Source organism: Escherichia sp. E14S1 (genome assembly GCF_004211995.1).
In the GTDB taxonomy this organism is placed as follows: Bacteria; Pseudomonadota; Gammaproteobacteria; order Enterobacterales; family Enterobacteriaceae; genus Escherichia.
The window spans coordinates 307734-321532 of record NZ_RHJQ01000008.1 but is presented as its reverse complement, the minus strand read 5'-3'; the positions used below and the strand labels follow the sequence as shown (position 1 = coordinate 321532).

Sequence of the window (13799 nt, the reverse complement as noted above, 5' to 3'; positions counted from 1 at the left end):
AAGGGCAGGGCCACTGGCTCTGCCCTTTTGCTATTTATTCTCCCCGTAACGAATCAGCGGATACCATGATTATCAAACGCACTCCTCAAGCCGCGTCGCCTCTGGCTTCGTGGCTTTCTTATCTGGAAAACCTGCACAGTAAAACTATCGATCTCGGCCTTGATCGCGTCAGCCAGGTTGCGGCGCGTCTTGGCGTCCTTAAACCTGCACCGTTTGTGTTTACCGTTGCGGGAACTAATGGCAAAGGCACGACCTGCCGTACGCTGGAGTCGATTCTGATGGCGGCAGGGTACAGGGTGGGGGTCTACAGTTCGCCGCATCTGGTGCGTTATACCGAGCGCGTTCGTATACAGGGCAAAGAACTGGCGGAGTCGGCCCATACGGCTTCTTTTGCCGAGATTGAGGCCGAGCGCGGCGATATTTCTCTGACTTATTTTGAATACGGTACGCTGTCGGCATTGTGGTTGTTCAAAGAGGCGCAACTCGATGTGGTGATTCTGGAAGTAGGTCTGGGCGGTCGTCTGGATGCTACTAACATTGTCGATGCTGATGTTGCCGTGGTGACCAGTATTGCGCTGGATCATACCGACTGGCTGGGGCCAGATCGTGAAAGCATTGGTCGTGAGAAAGCGGGGATCTTCCGCAGCGAAAAACCGGCAATCGTCGGTGAACCGGAAATGCCTTACACCATTGCCGATGTAGCACAGGAGAAAGGCGCACTGTTGCAACGTTGTGGCGTTGAGTGGAATTATTCCGTCACTGACCATGACTGGTCATTTACCGATGCTCACGGCACGCTGGCGGGATTACCGTTGCCACTTGTCCCGCAACCGAATGCCGCAACGGCGCTGGCGGCACTGCGTGCCAGCGGCCTGGAAGTCAGTGAAAAGGCAATTCGCGACGGTATCGCCAGCGCAATTTTGCCTGGACGTTTCCAGATTGTGAGCGAGACGCCACGCGTTATTTTTGATGTCGCCCATAATCCTCATGCGGCGGAATATCTTACCGGACGCATGAAAGCGTTACCGAAAAACGGGCGCGTGTTGGCGGTTATCGGTATGCTACATGATAAAGATATTGCCGGAACACTGGCCTGGTTGAAAAGCGTGGTTGATGACTGGTATTGTGCGCCACTGGAAGGGCCGCGTGGTGCCACGGCAGCACAACTGCTTGAGCATCTGGGGAACGGCAAACCATTCGATAGCGTTGCGCAGGCATGGGAAGCCGCAATGGCGGACGCTAAACCGGAAGATACCGTGCTGGTGTGTGGTTCGTTCCATACGGTCGCACATGTCATGGAAGTGATTGACGCGAGGAGAAGCGGTGGCGAGTAAGTTTCAGAATCGGTTAGTTGGCACTATTGTGCTGGTAGCTCTGGGAGTTATTGTGCTTCCAGGATTGCTTGATGGGCAGAAAAAACATTATCAGGATGAGTTTGCAGCGATCCCGCTGGTGCCGAAAGCGGGCGATCGTGACGAGCCAGATATGATGCCAGCCGCCACTCAGGCGTTGCCGACACAGCCGCCAGAAGGCGCGGCAGAAGAGGTGCGGGCAGGTGATGCCGCAGCGCCTTCGCTCGACCCGACAACCATTGCGGCCAATAATACCGTGTTTGAACCGGAGCCTGCACCGGTCGCTCCACCGAAACCGAAACCGGTGGATCCGCCTAAGCCGAAGGTTGAAGTGCCGCCCCCGCCGAAGCCAGAACCGAAGCCGGTTGTTGAAGAAAAGGCAGCGCCGACGGGTAAAGCCTATGTTGTGCAACTGGGCGCGCTGAAAAATGCCGATAAAGTGAATGAGATTGTCGGTAAGCTGCGTGGCGCGGGATATCGGGTTTATACTTCGCCGTCAACGCCAGTGCAGGGTAAAATCACCCGTATTCTCGTGGGGCCAGATGCCTCAAAAGATAAGCTGAAAGGATCGCTTGGCGAACTGAAGCAGATCTCTGGTTTGAGCGGCGTGGTGATGGGCTACACGCCGAATTAATACGGTTTTACCTGATGCGACGCCAGCATGTCTTATCAGGCCTGTGCTGGAGCAGAACCGTAGGTCGGATAAGGCGTTCACGCCGCATCCGACAATGATTGCCCGATGCCGCAAAGGCATAAAAAGTCGATGGCGTTGAATATTTTTTCAGCGCCATTTTTATTGATGCGCGGGAAGGAAATCCCTACGCAAACGTTTTCTTTTTCTGTTAGAATGCGCCCCGAACAGGATGACAGGGCGTAAAATCGTGGGACACATATGGTCTGGATTGATTACGCCATAATCGCGGTGATTGCTTTTTCCTCTCTGGTTAGCCTGATCCGCGGCTTTGTTCGTGAAGCGTTATCGCTGGTGACATGGGGTTGTGCTTTCTTTGTTGCCAGTCATTACTACACTTACCTGTCAGTCTGGTTTACGGGCTTTGAAGACGAACTGGTTCGAAATGGGATTGCCATCGCGGTACTGTTTATCGCTACCCTGATCGTTGGTGCTATCGTGAACTTCGTGATAGGCCAGCTGGTGGAGAAAACGGGGTTGTCAGGCACCGATCGGGTGCTGGGCGTCTGTTTCGGTGCGTTGCGCGGTGTGCTGATTGTCGCCGCTATTCTTTTCTTTCTCGACTCCTTTACTGGGGTGTCGAAAAGCGAAGACTGGAGCAAATCACAATTGATCCCGCAGTTCAGTTTTATCATCAGATGGTTTTTTGATTATCTGCAAAGCTCGTCAAGTTTCTTGCCCAGGGCGTAAGTGCTCTGAGATGTGGCTTAACGAGGAAAAAGACGTATGTGCGGTATTGTCGGTATCGCCGGTGTTATGCCGGTTAACCAGTCGATTTATGATGCCTTAACGGTGCTTCAGCATCGCGGTCAGGATGCCGCCGGCATCATCACCATAGATGCCAATAACTGCTTCCGTTTGCGTAAAGCGAACGGGCTGGTGAGCGATGTATTTGAAGCTCGCCATATGCAGCGTTTGCAGGGCAATATGGGCATTGGTCATGTGCGTTACCCTACGGCTGGCAGCTCCAGTGCCTCTGAAGCGCAGCCGTTTTACGTTAACTCTCCGTATGGTATTACGCTTGCCCACAACGGCAATCTGACCAACGCTCACGAGTTGCGTAAAAAACTGTTTGAAGAAAAACGCCGCCACATCAACACCACTTCTGACTCGGAAATTCTGCTTAATATCTTCGCCAGCGAGCTGGACAACTTCCGCCACTACCCGCTGGAAGCCGACAACATTTTCTCCGCCATTGCCGCGACTAACCGCCAAATTCGCGGCGCGTATGCCTGCGTGGCGATGATTATCGGCCACGGTATGGTCGCCTTCCGCGATCCTAACGGGATTCGTCCGCTGGTGTTGGGGAAACGTGATATCGACGAGAATCGCACAGAATATATGGTCGCTTCCGAAAGCGTTGCGCTCGATACGCTGGGCTTTGAGTTCCTGCGTGACGTCGCCCCAGGCGAAGCGATTTACATCACTGAAGAAGGGCAGTTGTTTACCCGTCAGTGTGCTGACAATCCGGTCAGCAATCCGTGCCTGTTTGAGTATGTTTACTTTGCCCGTCCTGACTCGTTCATCGACAAAATTTCCGTTTACAGCGCGCGTGTGAATATGGGCACGAAACTGGGCGAGAAAATTGCCCGTGAATGGGAAGATCTGGATATTGACGTGGTGATCCCGATCCCGGAAACTTCTTGCGATATCGCGCTGGAAATAGCCCGAATTCTGGGCAAACCGTACCGCCAGGGCTTTGTTAAAAATCGCTATGTTGGTCGTACCTTCATCATGCCGGGTCAGCAACTGCGTCGTAAATCTGTGCGCCGTAAATTGAACGCCAACCGCGCTGAGTTCCGCGATAAAAACGTCCTGCTGGTTGATGACTCCATCGTGCGCGGCACCACCTCTGAACAAATTATCGAGATGGCACGCGAAGCCGGAGCGAAGAAAGTGTACCTCGCCTCTGCGGCACCGGAAATTCGCTTCCCGAACGTTTATGGTATTGATATGCCGAGTGCCACGGAACTGATCGCTCACGGCCGTGAAGTGGATGAAATTCGCCAGATCATCGGTGCCGACGGTTTGATTTTCCAGGATCTCAACGATCTGATCGAAGCCGTTCGCGCTGAAAATCCGGATATCCAGCAGTTTGAATGCTCGGTGTTCAACGGCGTCTACGTCACCAAAGATGTTGATCAGGGCTACCTCGATTTTCTCGATACTTTACGTAATGACGACGCCAAAGCATTGCAACGTCAGAACGAAGTGGAAAACCTGGAAATGCATAACGAAGGATGATGCCTTCACTCAGGGTGCCAGTCTGGCACCCTGACTTGCAACTCCCGCCGAAATCCTGCAAAGTCTGCCTGCAAGTCTGACAGGGCAACTCTCTATGAAACGACTCATTGTAGGCATCAGTGGTGCCAGCGGCGCGATTTATGGCGTGCGCTTATTACAGGTTCTGCGCGATGTCACAGACATCGAAACGCATCTGGTTATGAGCCAGGCGGCGCGCCAGACCTTATCCCTAGAAACGGATTTTTCCCTGCGCGAAGTGCAGGCGTTAGCCGATGTAACTCATGATGCGCGCGATATTGCTGCCAGCATCTCTTCTGGTTCTTTCCAGACGCTGGGCATGGTGATTTTACCCTGTTCAATCAAAACCCTTTCCGGCATTGTCCATAGCTATACCGATGGCCTGTTGACCCGCGCGGCAGATGTGGTGCTGAAAGAGCGTCGCCCGTTGGTGCTCTGCGTGCGTGAAACACCATTGCACTTAGGCCACCTGCGTTTAATGACTCAGGCGGCTGAAATCGGTGCGGTGATTATGCCTCCCGTTCCGGCGTTTTATCATCGCCCGCAATCCCTTGATGATGTGATAAATCAGACGGTTAACCGTGTTCTTGACCAGTTTGCGATAACCCTTCCCGAAGATCTCTTTGCCCGCTGGCAGGGCGCATAACTCTGCTGTTGCCCTGTTTCAGGGCAATTTTGCAACCGCGATCAAATCCTCGACATTTTGTTCCTTCCATTGAATCGAAACGCTGCGATTCAACCGCCATACCTGCTATCTTCAATTTCAGGACAATAATGCAACGTCTTATTAACATATTTTACGTTGAATGTTGCTGCTGTCGGCAAGATGGCATAAGACCTGCATGAACGAGCCTGCAAACACACAACACAATACACAATATAAAAAAGCCATTTCACTTGAGGGTTATGTATGAAGAAGTCGATTCTCGCTCTGTCTTTGTTAGTCGGTATCTCCGCAGCAGCTTCCAGCTACGCGGCGCTGCCGGAGACGGTACGTATCGGAACGGATACCACCTATGCACCGTTCTCATCGAAAGATGCCAAAGGTGACTTTGTTGGCTTTGATATCGATCTCGGTAACGAGATGTGCAAACGGATGCAGGTGAAATGTACCTGGGTTGCCAGTGACTTTGATGCGCTGATCCCCTCACTGAAAGCGAAAAAAATCGACGCTATTATTTCGTCGCTCTCCATTACCGATAAACGTCAGCAGGAGATTGCTTTCTCTGACAAGTTGTACGCCGCGGATTCCCGTCTGATTGCCGCTAAAGGTTCACCTATTCAGCCAACGCTGGATTCACTGAAAGGTAAACATGTCGGAGTGCTGCAAGGCTCCACCCAGGAAGCCTACGCTAACGATACCTGGCGCAGTAAAGGTATTGATGTTGTGGCTTATGCCAACCAGGATTTAGTCTATTCCGATCTTGCTGCGGGGCGTCTGGATGCTGCGTTACAAGATGAAGTCGCCGCCAGTGAAGGATTCCTTAAGCAACCTGCCGGTAAAGAGTTCGCCTTTGCTGGCCCTTCAGTGAAAGACAAAAAATACTTCGGTGACGGCACCGGTGTCGGGCTACGTAAAGATGATGCTGAACTGACGGCTGCGTTTAATAAGGCGCTTGGCGAACTGCGCCAGGATGGTACTTACGACAAGATGGCGAAAAAGTACTTCGATTTTAATGTCTACGGTGACTGATACGTCGCAGGGAAGCTGCACCTGATAGCGTCATTATCATGGTGCATTATAGGTTTGTTGCACTATCGTGGTGCATTGAAATGCATACTTAAGCAATTTTAATGAAAAATAATACGATTAACGGGCCAGGATATTTTGCCTTGTTGGTCAATTTTATGGCACGATAAGTGTAACAAACCTGTAAATATTCCCTATTAAAAGACTGTCAGTTGAGGACATTATGAAAAAACTGGTGCTATCGCTCTCCTTGGTTCTGGCCTTCTCCAGCGCGACTGCTGCTTTTGCTGCTATTCCGCAAAATATTCGCATCGGTACTGACCCGACTTATGCACCGTTTGAATCAAAAAATTCACAAGGTGAATTGGTTGGCTTTGATATCGACCTGGCGAAGGAACTGTGCAAACGCATCAATACGCAATGTACATTTGTCGAAAACCCGCTGGATGCGTTAATTCCGTCATTAAAAGCGAAGAAGATTGACGCCATCATGTCATCGCTTTCCATCACCGAAAAACGTCAGCAGGAAATAGCCTTCACCGACAAATTGTACGCCGCCGATTCTCGCCTGGTTGTGGCGAAAAATTCCGACATTCAGCCGACAGTAGAATCGCTGAAAGGCAAGCGGGTGGGCGTATTGCAGGGCACGACCCAGGAGACATTTGGTAACGAGCACTGGGCGCCAAAAGGCATTGAAATCGTCTCTTATCAGGGGCAGGACAACATTTATTCTGACCTGACCGCCGGGCGTATTGATGCCGCGTTCCAGGACGAAGTTGCCGCCAGCGAAGGTTTCCTCAAACAGCCAGTCGGTAAAGATTACAAATTCGGTGGCCCGTCTGTTAAAGATGAAAAACTGTTTGGCGTAGGCACCGGCATGGGCCTGCGTAAAGAAGATAACGAACTGCGCGAGGCACTGAACAAAGCCTTTGCCGAAATGCGCGCTGACGGTACTTACGAGAAATTAGCGAAAAAGTACTTCGATTTTGATGTTTATGGTGGTTAATCACCATCGGTGAAAGAAAGCCCGCTCCCTTTGGGTAACCGGAGGGAGACAAGAGGCAGGAAATTCACCACACACGACAGGACAGGCTGCATGTTGTATGGGTTTTCAGGTGTTATTTTACAGGGGGCGCTCGTCACGCTGGAGCTGGCTATCAGCTCTGTAGTGCTCGCTGTAATCATCGGTTTAATTGGCGCTGGCGGTAAGCTCTCGCAAAATCGGCTTTCGGGGCTGATTTTCGAAGGGTACACCACGCTGATTCGCGGCGTGCCGGACTTGGTGTTGATGCTGCTGATATTTTACGGTTTGCAGATTGCGCTAAACGCGGTGACGGAAGCGATGGGCGTCGGACAGATTGATATCGACCCGATGGTTGCCGGTATTATCACCCTGGGTTTTATTTACGGTGCTTACTTCACCGAAACGTTCCGTGGCGCGTTTATGGCGGTGCCGAAAGGACAAATAGAGGCGGCTACGGCGTTCGGTTTTACTCGCGGGCAAGTATTTCGGCGGATTATGTTTCCGGCGATGATGCGTTACGCTCTGCCGGGCATTGGCAACAACTGGCAGGTGATCCTCAAATCTACCGCTCTGGTTTCGTTACTCGGCCTGGAAGATGTGGTGAAAGCCACCCAATTGGCAGGCAAAAGTACATGGGAACCGTTCTATTTCGCCATCGTCTGTGGCGTGATTTATCTGGTTTTCACCACCGTTTCCAATGGTGTGCTGCTGTTCCTTGAGCGCCGCTACTCCGTGGGTGTGAAGAGGGCTGACCTGTGATCGAAATCTTACATGAATACTGGAAACCGCTGTTGTGGACCGACGGTTATCGCTTTACCGGCGTGGCGATTACCCTTTGGTTGCTGATTTTGTCAGTAGTGATAGGCGGAATTCTGGCGCTGTTTCTGGCGATTGGTCGCGTCTCAAGTAATAAATACATCCAGTTTCCAATCTGGTTATTTACCTATATTTTTCGCGGTACGCCGCTGTATGTGCAGTTGCTGGTGTTCTATTCCGGCATGTACACGCTGGAGATTGTTAAAGGGACCGAGTTCCTTAACACCTTTTTCCGCAGTGGCCTGAACTGTACCGTGCTGGCGCTGACGCTTAACACTTGTGCTTACACCACCGAGATTTTTGCCGGAGCGATCCGCTCGGTGCCGCACGGGGAAATTGAAGCTGCCAGGGCCTATGGTTTCTCGACCTTTAAAATGTATCGCTGCATTATTTTACCGTCGGCGCTGCGTATTGCTTTACCGGCCTACAGCAACGAAGTGATCCTGATGTTGCACTCTACTGCGCTGGCGTTTACTGCCACGGTGCCGGATCTGCTGAAAATTGCCCGTGATATCAACGCCGCGACGTATCAACCTTTTACCGCCTTTGGCATTGCTGCGGTACTCTATTTAATCATCTCTTATGTCCTGATCAGCCTCTTTCGCAGAGCGGAAAAACGCTGGTTGCAGCATGTGAAACCTTCTTCAACGCACTGAGAATACGATGTCCGAGAATAAATTAAACGTTATCGATTTGCACAAACGCTACGGCGAACATGAAGTGCTGAAAGGGGTGTCACTGCAAGCGAACGCCGGGGATGTGATCAGCATCATCGGATCGTCGGGATCGGGGAAAAGTACCTTTCTGCGTTGCATTAACTTCCTCGAAAAACCGAGTGAAGGCACGATCGTGGTTAACGGCCAGACTATCAATCTGGTGCGGGATAAAGACGGCCAACTGAAAGTCGCCGATAAAAATCAGCTGCGTTTACTGCGCACGCGCCTGACGATGGTGTTCCAGCACTTCAATCTCTGGAGCCACATGACGGTGCTGGAAAACGTCATGGAAGCGCCCATTCAGGTGCTGGGCCTGAGCAAGCATGAAGCGCGCGAGCGGGCGGTGAAATATCTGGCGAAAGTCGGCATAGACGAACGTGCGCAGGGGAAATATCCGGTGCATCTGTCCGGCGGTCAGCAACAGCGTGTTTCCATCGCAAGGGCGCTGGCAATGGAACCAGAAGTTCTGCTGTTTGATGAACCTACATCGGCCCTTGATCCGGAGCTGGTGGGCGAAGTGCTGCGCATTATGCAGCAGCTGGCGGAAGAGGGCAAAACGATGGTGGTGGTAACCCACGAAATGGAATTTGCTCGCCATGTCTCCACACATGTTATTTTCCTCCATCAGGGGAAAATCGAAGAAGAGGGTGCGCCAGAACAATTATTTGGCAACCCGCAAAGTCCTCGTTTGCAACAGTTCCTTAAGGGATCGCTGAAATAATTGCCTCTCCGGTGGCTAATGCTGCCGGAGTATTTTCAAGGCTAATTTGCGAGTTGGCTTCCATTGACATGTATATATTGCAGTCCACTTAAAATAGTTCTGAATTCACTGTCCAGATATAAAAACTGCCTGCTGCATTGCTTATAAAGGGTGGTTATTGTCTCGTCATCTTAAATTTGAGGGGTGACGGAACGCCATGACCATATCGACAACTTCCACACCGCATGATGCGGTATTTAAATCCTTTTTACGTCATCCGGACACCGCACGGGATTTTATTGATATTCACCTTCCTGCGCCTCTACGTAAACTTTGTGATTTATCGACGTTAAAACTGGAACCAAACAGTTTTATTGATGAAAACCTGCGGCAATATTATTCCGACATCTTGTGGTCAGTGAAAACTGATGAGGGGATGGGATATATTTATGTCGTTATTGAACACCAAAGTAAGGCGGAAGAATTAATGGCTTTTCGCATGATGCGCTATTCTATCGCGGCAATGCAAAACCATCTTGATGCAGGCTATAAAGAGCTTCCGTTAGTGATCCCGATGCTGTTTTATCATGGTTGCAGAAGTCCTTATCCTTATTCTCTATGTTGGCTTGATGAATTTGCAGAACCTGCTATTGCCCGCCAAATTTATTCATCGGCTTTTCCGCTGGTGGATATTACCGTAGTGCCGGATGACGAGATTATGCAACACCGCAAAATGGCGTTGCTGGAGTTAATGCAGAAACATATTCGCCAGCGCGATCTGTTGGGATTAGTCGATCAAATAGTTTCTCTGCTTATTACAGGCAACACTAATGACAGGCAGCTAAAAGCCCTGTTTAATTACGTATTACAAACGGGGGATGCCCAGCGCTTCCGCGCATTTATTGGTGAGATAGCGGAACGTGCACCACAAGAAAAGGAGAAACTGATGACCATTGCTGACAGATTACGTGAAGAAGGCGCAATGCAGGGCAAACACGAAGAAGCCCTGCGAATTGCTCAGGAGATGCTGGAAAAAGGATTTGACCGCGAAGTCATCCTGATGTTGACCCGACTTTCGCCAGACGACCTTTTGGCGAAAAGCCACTAATTCTGAATTACCAGGAACTAACTGGCGGATGTTCGCGGTAAAACACATCAGTGAATAACGTCTGCCAGCGCCTCGTCTAAATCGTACCAGCGAAAAGCGAATCCCGCTTCTTCCAGCCTTTTTGGCAGCGCACGTTGCCCGCCTAATACCAGAACTGAAGATTCGCCCATTAACAGCCGAATAGCGGTGGCGGGGACGCGCATAATTGCCGGGCGATGCAGTGCATGACCGAGCGCGTGGGCAAATTGTTCGTTGCGTACCGGATAGGGGGCAACCATATTAAACGGTCCGCGCAGATCGTTATCCAGCAGCCAGAGAATCCCGTTGACCATATCATCGATATGAATCCAGGCCAGATACTGCCGACCAGAGCCAATTGGGCCACCTAAACCGAGGCGAAACGGCGGCAGCATTTTGCCGAGAATTCCGCCATCTGGTGCCAGCACCACACCGGTACGCAGCAGGCACACACGCGTTTTGTCGCTTTGCGCCCGACAGGCAATTTCTTCCCAACGAGCGCAGAGTTTATGGGTAAATTCGTTATGCGGAGGCTCTTCTTCGGTAACTACAACTTCACCTAAATCACCGTAATATCCCGTCGCCGAACCGGAAATAAGGACCGACGGCGGCGTGTTGCTGGCGTTAATTAAATCCACCAGTTTTTGCGTAATATTCCAGCGACTTTGGCACAGTCGGTCTTTTTGCTCGCGAGTCCAGCGTTTGTCGGCAATCGGTTCGCCAGCCAGGTTGATTACCGCATCAACGCCGTTGAGGTTGCTTTGATCGGCGAGCCCTTGCCATAGTGTCACTTGAGGGCCGAGGATTGAACTGGCTTTCTGCGTGTTACGCGTCACCACAGTGACCTGATGGCCCAACTCCAGCAAACGCGGGATTAAATGGCGACCAATTAATCCAGTCCCTCCGGTGATCACTATATTCATGCAGCCTCCCGATATGGCGGTTAACGCTGCCAGCTCAAGGTCATTGATACCGAATCGGCGTAGCGCAGCGCGTGCAGTTTATCGATCTCCACTTCAGCATAGGTTACCCAGTGATGTTCTCGTGCGATATCGAGCACATCCTGAGTTAATTTTTCCAGCAAAGAGAAACGGTTATTCTCTACGTGTTGAATGATGTTTTTGGTGACGGTGCGATAGTTCAGCGCGTCATTAATATCTTCACTGGTACGCGCTTTATCGGCGGGGTAGTGGATCGTGACATTGATAACGATATCCTGACGGTTGTTAATCTCTTCGTCCTTAATTCCGATAAATGTACGTAAACGAAGGTTCTTTATACGAATAATAGCGGCAGGTTGTGACATTGCAGGTTCCCTGTTGTTTTACTTAGACTGGAATAATACACGAGAACCTTTCTCAGTTAACTATCTGAGATCTCATCATTCAATTGGGCCTTTAATAGTGATTGTCCGGTGGCTGGGCGCGAACGGATCCGCTCATGCCAGTTCTTCGCTGCCGGGTACATAGCAAGGTCAATCCGCTGACGAGCATATGCATTTACCCACGGCCAACAGGCAATATCCGCAATGCTGTAATCTTCGCCGCCAAGCCAGGGGGCGTTTTCCAGGCGCTTATTGAGTACCTGATACAGACGCTGGGTTTCAACCTGATAACGTTCAATAGCGTAAGGAATAGTCTGTGGCGCAGCATGATTAAAATGATGATTCTGTCCGAGCATTGGCCCCAGGCCGCCAACCTGCCAGAATAACCATTGTAAGGTGGTGGCGCGCTCACGCGGGTCGTGACTTAAAAATAGTCCCGTTTTCTCTGCCAGATACAACAATATTGCACCTGACTCAAAGAGGCTTAACGGTTCGCCGCCATCAGTCGGTGAATGATCAACAATTGCCGGAATTTTATTGTTCGGCGAAATGCGCAAAAACTCCGGGCGAAACTGACAGCCTTTCCCCAAGTCAACCTTAATTAAACGATAATCCAGGCCAGCCTCTTCGAGAAACAGCGTAATTTTGTGGCCATTTGGGGTAGGGGCATAATAGAGATCGATCATTGCAGCTCCGGTTGTCTAATAATCTGAACATCTCAAGTATAGAAACCCGGGAGGCTTGCGTGAGTTTTCATCAAGTAACCGTGGCAAAAAGGCTCTATAGTTTGAGAGCAAGTCCCTTTATCGCCGAGGATATAATGAGTAAACCCGCTATCACGCTTTGGTCAGATGCCCATTTTTTCTCCCCCTACGTGTTATCTGCCTGGGTGGCGTTGCAGGAGAAAGGACTACCTTTTCATATAAAGACTATCGACCTTGACAGCGGTGAACATTTACAGCCGACGTGGCAAGGTTACGGGCAGACACGCCGCGTGCCTTTGTTACAGATTGATGATTTTGAGTTGAGTGAATCCTCTGCCATAGCGGAATATCTGGAAGACCGTTTTGCGCCGCCGACCTGGGAACGCATTTATCCATTGGATCTGCAAAACCGGGCGCGTGCACGGCAGATTCAGGCATGGCTGCGGAGCGACCTGATGCCTCTGCGTGAAGAGCGTTCGACGGATGTCGTTTTTGCTGGCGCAAAAAAAGCACCGCTAACGGCGGAGGGAAAAGCCAGCGCGCAGAAATTGTTCGCAATGGCAGAACATTTACTGACGCATAACCAGCCTAATTTGTTTGGCGAGTGGTGCATTGCCGACACTGATTTAGCGCTAATGATTAATCGTCTGGTGCTGCACGGCGATGAGGTGCCGGAGCGTATGGTGGATTATGCGGCATTCCAGTGGCAGCGTGCTTCAGTTCAGCGTTTTATTGCACTTTCAGCAAAGCAATCTGGCTGATAGCAGCGACAGAATCCAGTATCATAGCTTACGTTTTTTCGACGAGGAGTGAGTGATGAAACTGATGTTTGCATCGGACATTCATGGGTCGTTACCGGCGACGGAACGTGTACTGGAGTTGTTTGCCCAAAGCGGCGCGCAGTGGCTGGTGATTCTTGGCGACGTGTTGAATCACGGCCCACGCAATGCTTTACCGGAGGGCTATGCGCCGGCAAAGGTGGCGGAACGCTTGAATGAAGTGGCGCATAAAGTCATCGCTGTACGTGGCAACTGCGACAGTGAAGTGGACCAAATGCTGCTGCATTTCCCAATGACCGCGCCATGGCAACAGGTGTTGCTGGAAAAACAGCGCCTGTTTCTGACACATGGGCATCTGTTTGGCCCGGATAATCTGCCGGCGTTAAACCAGAACGACGTGCTGGTGTATGGTCATACCCATCTGCCGGTGGCGGAGCAGCGGGGGGAGATTTTCCACTTCAACCCCGGTTCGGTTAGCATTCCGAAAGGCGGCAATCTGGCGAGCTACGGCATGCTCGAAGATGACGTACTAAGCGTAATCGCACTCAATGATCAAAGTATCATTGCGCAGGTCGCGATTAATCCGTAATTTACCCAACAACTCAAAATGCGCCG

16 protein-coding genes are annotated in these 13799 nt (G+C 50.9%); 13 read left to right on the top strand and 3 right to left on the bottom strand.

What is annotated here, in order from left to right:
• The first annotated feature begins 65 nt into the window (after nt 1-65).
• The 11 genes from folC (at nt 66) to D9734_RS10340 (ending at nt 10359) form a co-directional block, all read left to right on the top strand.
• On the top strand, nt 66-1334 hold the full coding sequence (folC, locus tag D9734_RS10390; protein WP_130207258.1) for a bifunctional tetrahydrofolate synthase/dihydrofolate synthase: 1269 nt from the start codon (nt 66-68) through the stop codon (nt 1332-1334).
• Entirely contained in the window at nt 1324-1986 is a 663-nt protein-coding gene (dedD, locus tag D9734_RS10385; RefSeq protein ID WP_130207256.1) for a cell division protein DedD, read from the top strand. Before folC ends, dedD begins: the two co-directional genes overlap by 11 nt.
• Nucleotides 1987-2244: 258 nt before the next feature.
• Nucleotides 2245-2733, top strand: coding sequence for a colicin V production protein (gene cvpA, locus D9734_RS10380; protein WP_000262113.1), 489 nt, complete (start codon nt 2245-2247; stop codon nt 2731-2733).
• Nucleotides 2734-2769: 36 nt separating this feature from the next.
• Nucleotides 2770-4287: an amidophosphoribosyltransferase gene (gene purF / locus D9734_RS10375; RefSeq protein ID WP_130207254.1), complete on the top strand. Its 1518-nt coding sequence runs from the start codon at nt 2770-2772 to the stop codon at nt 4285-4287.
• Between the two features lie 94 nt (nt 4288-4381).
• Nucleotides 4382-4951 carry a flavin prenyltransferase UbiX gene (ubiX, locus tag D9734_RS10370; protein ID WP_000825700.1) on the top strand — a complete coding sequence of 190 codons (570 nt, stop codon included), beginning with the start codon at nt 4382-4384 and terminating at the stop codon, nt 4949-4951.
• A 264-nt stretch (nt 4952-5215) separates the two neighbouring features.
• Nucleotides 5216-5998, top strand: coding sequence for a lysine/arginine/ornithine ABC transporter substrate-binding protein ArgT (gene argT, locus D9734_RS10365; RefSeq protein ID WP_130207252.1), 783 nt, complete (start codon nt 5216-5218; stop codon nt 5996-5998).
• 220 nt (nt 5999-6218) lie between these two features.
• A complete protein-coding gene (gene hisJ, locus D9734_RS10360) occupies nt 6219-7001 on the top strand; it encodes a histidine ABC transporter substrate-binding protein HisJ (protein WP_000737621.1) in 783 nt (260 codons plus the stop codon).
• A gap of 90 nt (nt 7002-7091) precedes the next feature.
• On the top strand, nt 7092-7778 hold the full coding sequence (gene hisQ / locus D9734_RS10355) for a histidine ABC transporter permease HisQ (RefSeq protein WP_130207250.1): 687 nt from the start codon (nt 7092-7094) through the stop codon (nt 7776-7778).
• Nucleotides 7775-8491, top strand: coding sequence for an ABC transporter permease (locus D9734_RS10350; RefSeq protein ID WP_130207248.1), 717 nt, complete (start codon nt 7775-7777; stop codon nt 8489-8491). Before hisQ ends, D9734_RS10350 begins: the two co-directional genes overlap by 4 nt.
• A 7-nt stretch (nt 8492-8498) precedes the next feature.
• Nucleotides 8499-9272, top strand: a complete 774-nt coding sequence (gene hisP / locus D9734_RS10345; RefSeq protein ID WP_130207246.1) for a histidine ABC transporter ATP-binding protein HisP — start codon at nt 8499-8501, stop codon at nt 9270-9272.
• Between the two features lie 196 nt (nt 9273-9468).
• Nucleotides 9469-10359, top strand: a complete 891-nt coding sequence (locus D9734_RS10340; protein WP_130207244.1) for an Rpn family recombination-promoting nuclease/putative transposase — start codon at nt 9469-9471, stop codon at nt 10357-10359.
• Nucleotides 10360-10406: 47 nt separating this feature from the next.
• Here D9734_RS10340 and D9734_RS10335 read toward each other — a convergent pair whose 3' ends face one another.
• From D9734_RS10335 to yfcG, 3 genes are read right to left on the bottom strand one after another with little or no spacing between them, the layout of a single operon-like run.
• Nucleotides 10407-11300, bottom strand: coding sequence for a TIGR01777 family oxidoreductase (locus D9734_RS10335; RefSeq protein WP_130207242.1), 894 nt, complete (start codon nt 11298-11300; stop codon nt 10407-10409).
• A gap of 20 nt (nt 11301-11320) precedes the next feature.
• Nucleotides 11321-11683: a dihydroneopterin triphosphate 2'-epimerase gene (gene folX, locus D9734_RS10330; protein WP_130207240.1), complete on the bottom strand. Its 363-nt coding sequence runs from the start codon at nt 11681-11683 to the stop codon at nt 11321-11323.
• A gap of 56 nt (nt 11684-11739) precedes the next feature.
• Complete coding sequence (gene yfcG / locus D9734_RS10325) at nt 11740-12387, bottom strand: GSH-dependent disulfide bond oxidoreductase (RefSeq protein ID WP_130207238.1); 648 nt, start codon at nt 12385-12387, stop codon at nt 11740-11742.
• Between the two features lie 134 nt (nt 12388-12521).
• On the opposite strand from yfcG, the gene yfcF reads away from it, so the two are divergent.
• Together yfcF and yfcE are read left to right on the top strand one after the other, a co-directional pair.
• The gene (gene yfcF / locus D9734_RS10320; RefSeq protein ID WP_130207236.1) at nt 12522-13166 is read left to right on the top strand and encodes a glutathione transferase; all 645 of its coding nucleotides are present in this window, start codon (nt 12522-12524) and stop codon (nt 13164-13166) included.
• 55 nt (nt 13167-13221) lie between these two features.
• Nucleotides 13222-13773: a phosphodiesterase gene (yfcE, locus tag D9734_RS10315; RefSeq protein ID WP_064526570.1), complete on the top strand. Its 552-nt coding sequence runs from the start codon at nt 13222-13224 to the stop codon at nt 13771-13773.
• Nucleotides 13774-13799: the final 26 nt, after the last annotated feature.

What these genes read in the sequence shown, in the direction of transcription:
- folC (WP_130207258.1), top strand. Translation starts at nt 66, where the DNA reads ATGATTATCAAACGCACTCCTCAAGCCGCGTCGCCTCTGGCTTCGTGG.
- cvpA (WP_000262113.1), top strand. Translation starts at nt 2,245, where the DNA reads ATGGTCTGGATTGATTACGCCATAATCGCGGTGATTGCTTTTTCCTCT.
- purF (WP_130207254.1), top strand. Translation starts at nt 2,770, where the DNA reads ATGTGCGGTATTGTCGGTATCGCCGGTGTTATGCCGGTTAACCAGTCG.
- ubiX (WP_000825700.1), top strand. Translation starts at nt 4,382, where the DNA reads ATGAAACGACTCATTGTAGGCATCAGTGGTGCCAGCGGCGCGATTTAT.
- argT (WP_130207252.1), top strand. Translation starts at nt 5,216, where the DNA reads ATGAAGAAGTCGATTCTCGCTCTGTCTTTGTTAGTCGGTATCTCCGCA.
- hisJ (WP_000737621.1), top strand. Translation starts at nt 6,219, where the DNA reads ATGAAAAAACTGGTGCTATCGCTCTCCTTGGTTCTGGCCTTCTCCAGC.
- hisQ (WP_130207250.1), top strand. Translation starts at nt 7,092, where the DNA reads ATGTTGTATGGGTTTTCAGGTGTTATTTTACAGGGGGCGCTCGTCACG.
- hisP (WP_130207246.1), top strand. Translation starts at nt 8,499, where the DNA reads ATGTCCGAGAATAAATTAAACGTTATCGATTTGCACAAACGCTACGGC.
- D9734_RS10340 (WP_130207244.1), top strand. Translation starts at nt 9,469, where the DNA reads ATGACCATATCGACAACTTCCACACCGCATGATGCGGTATTTAAATCC.
- D9734_RS10335 (WP_130207242.1), bottom strand. Translation starts at nt 11,300, where the DNA reads ATGAATATAGTGATCACCGGAGGGACTGGATTAATTGGTCGCCATTTA.
- folX (WP_130207240.1), bottom strand. Translation starts at nt 11,683, where the DNA reads ATGTCACAACCTGCCGCTATTATTCGTATAAAGAACCTTCGTTTACGT.
- yfcG (WP_130207238.1), bottom strand. Translation starts at nt 12,387, where the DNA reads ATGATCGATCTCTATTATGCCCCTACCCCAAATGGCCACAAAATTACG.
- yfcF (WP_130207236.1), top strand. Translation starts at nt 12,522, where the DNA reads ATGAGTAAACCCGCTATCACGCTTTGGTCAGATGCCCATTTTTTCTCC.
- yfcE (WP_064526570.1), top strand. Translation starts at nt 13,222, where the DNA reads ATGAAACTGATGTTTGCATCGGACATTCATGGGTCGTTACCGGCGACG.